Below are 2,101 nucleotides of genomic sequence, written 5' to 3'. Positions count from 1 at the left end.
GTCACCCTGTCGGCCAAGCAGGCCGAGTTCGCGAACGGACGCGCCCGTGACCTGGGCATCGGCGACCACGTCCGCGCCCGCGTGTGCAACATGCTCGACATGCCGTTCGAGGCCGGGCAGGTCTCGGCCTCGTGGAACAACGAGTCGAGCATGTACGTCGACCTCCACGACCTCTTCGCCGAGCACTCGCGGATCCTCGGCGTCGGCGGTCGGTACGTCACCATCACCGGCTGCTGGAACCCCCGGTACGGCCAGCCCTCGAAGTGGGTCTCCCAGATCAACGCGCACTTCGAGTGCAACATCCACTCCCGCCGGGAGTACATGCAGGCCATGGCCGACAACCGGCTCGTCCCGCAGGCCGTCGTCGACCTGACCCCGGCGACCCTGCCGTACTGGGAGCTGCGGGCCACGTCCTCGCTGGTCACCGGTATCGAGGAGGCGTTCATCAACTCGTACAAGGACGGCTCGTTCCAGTACGTGCTGATCGCGGCCGACCGCGTCTGAACCCGCTGAGCGGGCGGGGCCGGCGGTCCGCCGCGGCTCCGTGACGACACCGAGAGGCTGCCACTCCCCCAGGGGGTGGCAGCCTCGACCGGTTCAGCCGCCGGTGCCGCTGCCGCTCGCGGCCCCTACCGCTGCGCCGCCGGGTCCAGGTCGGCCACCAGCCGTTCGGCGAGCCGCCCGGACGACGCGGGGTTCTGCCCGGTGTACACGTTGCGGTCGACCACCATGAACGGGAGCAGCGGCAGGCGCGTCTTGGCGCAGTCTCGAGGTGGCCCCTGCCCGAGGCCACCGCCACCGTGTGGTCCGACCTCGTCATGACCGCGGGACTGCGCGAGGGCGGGACCGTGCTGGTGCACGACGGCGCCAGCGGCATCGGCACCACGGCCGTCCAGATCGCCAAGGCGCTGGGGCCCGCGTGGTCACTGGGCGCCGCACGGATCACCCGTTCGGCCCCCTCGCCCGAAGGCCCGGCACGCGCCCCGCACCGCCCGCGGAAAGGATGGTCGCGCGGCGGCCCCTCCCGGGCCGCCCGACGACCTCACGGAGGCCCCCATGGCCACGACCTCCCGCCCGGCCGCCCCGGTCCTGGAACCGGCCGCCACCGATCTGGCGAAGGCCACCGACCCGCACCCGCGCATCTACGAACTCGCCCCGGCCGAAGGCCGCGACGCCCTGGCCGGCCTGCAGACCGGCGCCGGCGTCGACAAGCCCTCGGTCGACGAGGAGTGGCTCGACGTCGACGCCGGTGCGCACGGCACGGTCCGCACCCGCATCGTCCGGCCGGCCGGCGTCACCGGCGTCCTGCCGGTGATCTTCTACATCCACGGCGCGGGCTGGGTCTTCGGGGACGAGAACACCCACGACCGCCTCGTGCGCGAACTCGCCGTCCGCGCGAACGCCGCCGTCGTCTTCCCCGTCTACACCCGCGCGCCCGAGGCCAAGTACCCGACCCAGATCGAGCAGAACTACGCCGTCGGCCAGTGGCTCAAGGACCACGGCCCGGCCAGGAGCCTCGACCCCGGCACCGTGGCGGTCTGCGGCGACTCGGTCGGCGGCAACATGTCGACCGTCTTCGCGATGATGAACGCCGAACGCGGCGGGCTGCGCCTCGCCTGCCAGGTGCTGCTCTACCCGGTCACCGACGCCGCCTTCGACACCCCCTCCTACCTGCAGTTCGCCGAGGGCTACTTCCTCACCCGCGAAGGCATGCAGTGGTTCTGGGACCAGTACACCACCGACCCCGCCGAGCGCGCCGACCCGCACGCCTCACCGCTGCGCGCCTCCGCGGAACAGCTCCGGGCGATGCCGCCGACCCTGATCATCACCGACGAGGCCGACGTGCTCCGCGACGAGGGGGAGGCCTACGCCGCGAAGCTGCGTGCCGCCGGGGTCCAGGTCACCGCGGTCCGCGTGCTGGGCATGGTGCACGACTTCATGATGCTCGACAGCCTGCGCGACACCGCCGCCAACAACGTCGCCCTGAGACTCGCCGGCGACACCCTGCGCGACGCCCTCCACGGGTGGTGAGCCGGCCCCTCGCCGCAGGGACGCACCGGCGGGGCCGCGCTCCGAGAAGGCGGTGACGGGCCGCCGCCCG

2 protein-coding genes and 2 pseudogenes are annotated in these 2,101 nt (G+C 72.9%); 3 read left to right on the top strand and 1 reads right to left on the bottom strand.

All coding sequences use genetic code 11. The features are described from left to right. Positions 1 to 504, top strand: a 504-nt coding sequence (locus ABZ641_RS34430; protein ID WP_359988270.1) for a methyltransferase domain-containing protein, incomplete at its 5' end; no start/stop codon positions are given. Positions 505 to 629: 125 nt separating this feature from the next. On the opposite strand, the pseudogene ABZ641_RS34425 reads toward ABZ641_RS34430, so the two are convergent. Then, a pseudogene (locus ABZ641_RS34425) lies at positions 630 to 761 on the bottom strand (type 1 glutamine amidotransferase domain-containing protein); the annotation flags it as partial. A gap of 18 nt (positions 762 to 779) precedes the next feature. On the opposite strand from ABZ641_RS34425, the pseudogene ABZ641_RS34420 reads away from it, so the two are divergent. Then, a pseudogene (locus ABZ641_RS34420) lies at positions 780 to 914 on the top strand (NAD(P)H-quinone oxidoreductase); the annotation flags it as partial. Between the two features lie 142 nt (positions 915 to 1,056). Further along, positions 1,057 to 2,031 (top strand): alpha/beta hydrolase, encoded by a 975-nt coding sequence (locus tag ABZ641_RS34415; protein ID WP_344622241.1) that lies wholly within the window; start codon positions 1,057 to 1,059, stop codon positions 2,029 to 2,031. Positions 2,032 to 2,101 lie beyond the last annotated feature (70 nt).

The sequence above is a fragment of the Kitasatospora sp. NPDC007106 genome, assembly GCF_040634455.1.
In the GTDB taxonomy this organism is placed as follows: Bacteria; Actinomycetota; Actinomycetes; order Streptomycetales; family Streptomycetaceae; genus Kitasatospora; species Kitasatospora arboriphila.
The sequence above is the reverse complement of the archived record's forward strand: the minus strand, read 5'-3'. Positions and strand labels throughout refer to the sequence as shown.

Bases quoted from the DNA above. Each gene is read 5' to 3' on its own strand.
- ABZ641_RS34415 (WP_344622241.1), top strand. From the start codon at position 1,057: ATGGCCACGACCTCCCGCCCGGCCGCCCCGGTCCTGGAACCGGCCGCC.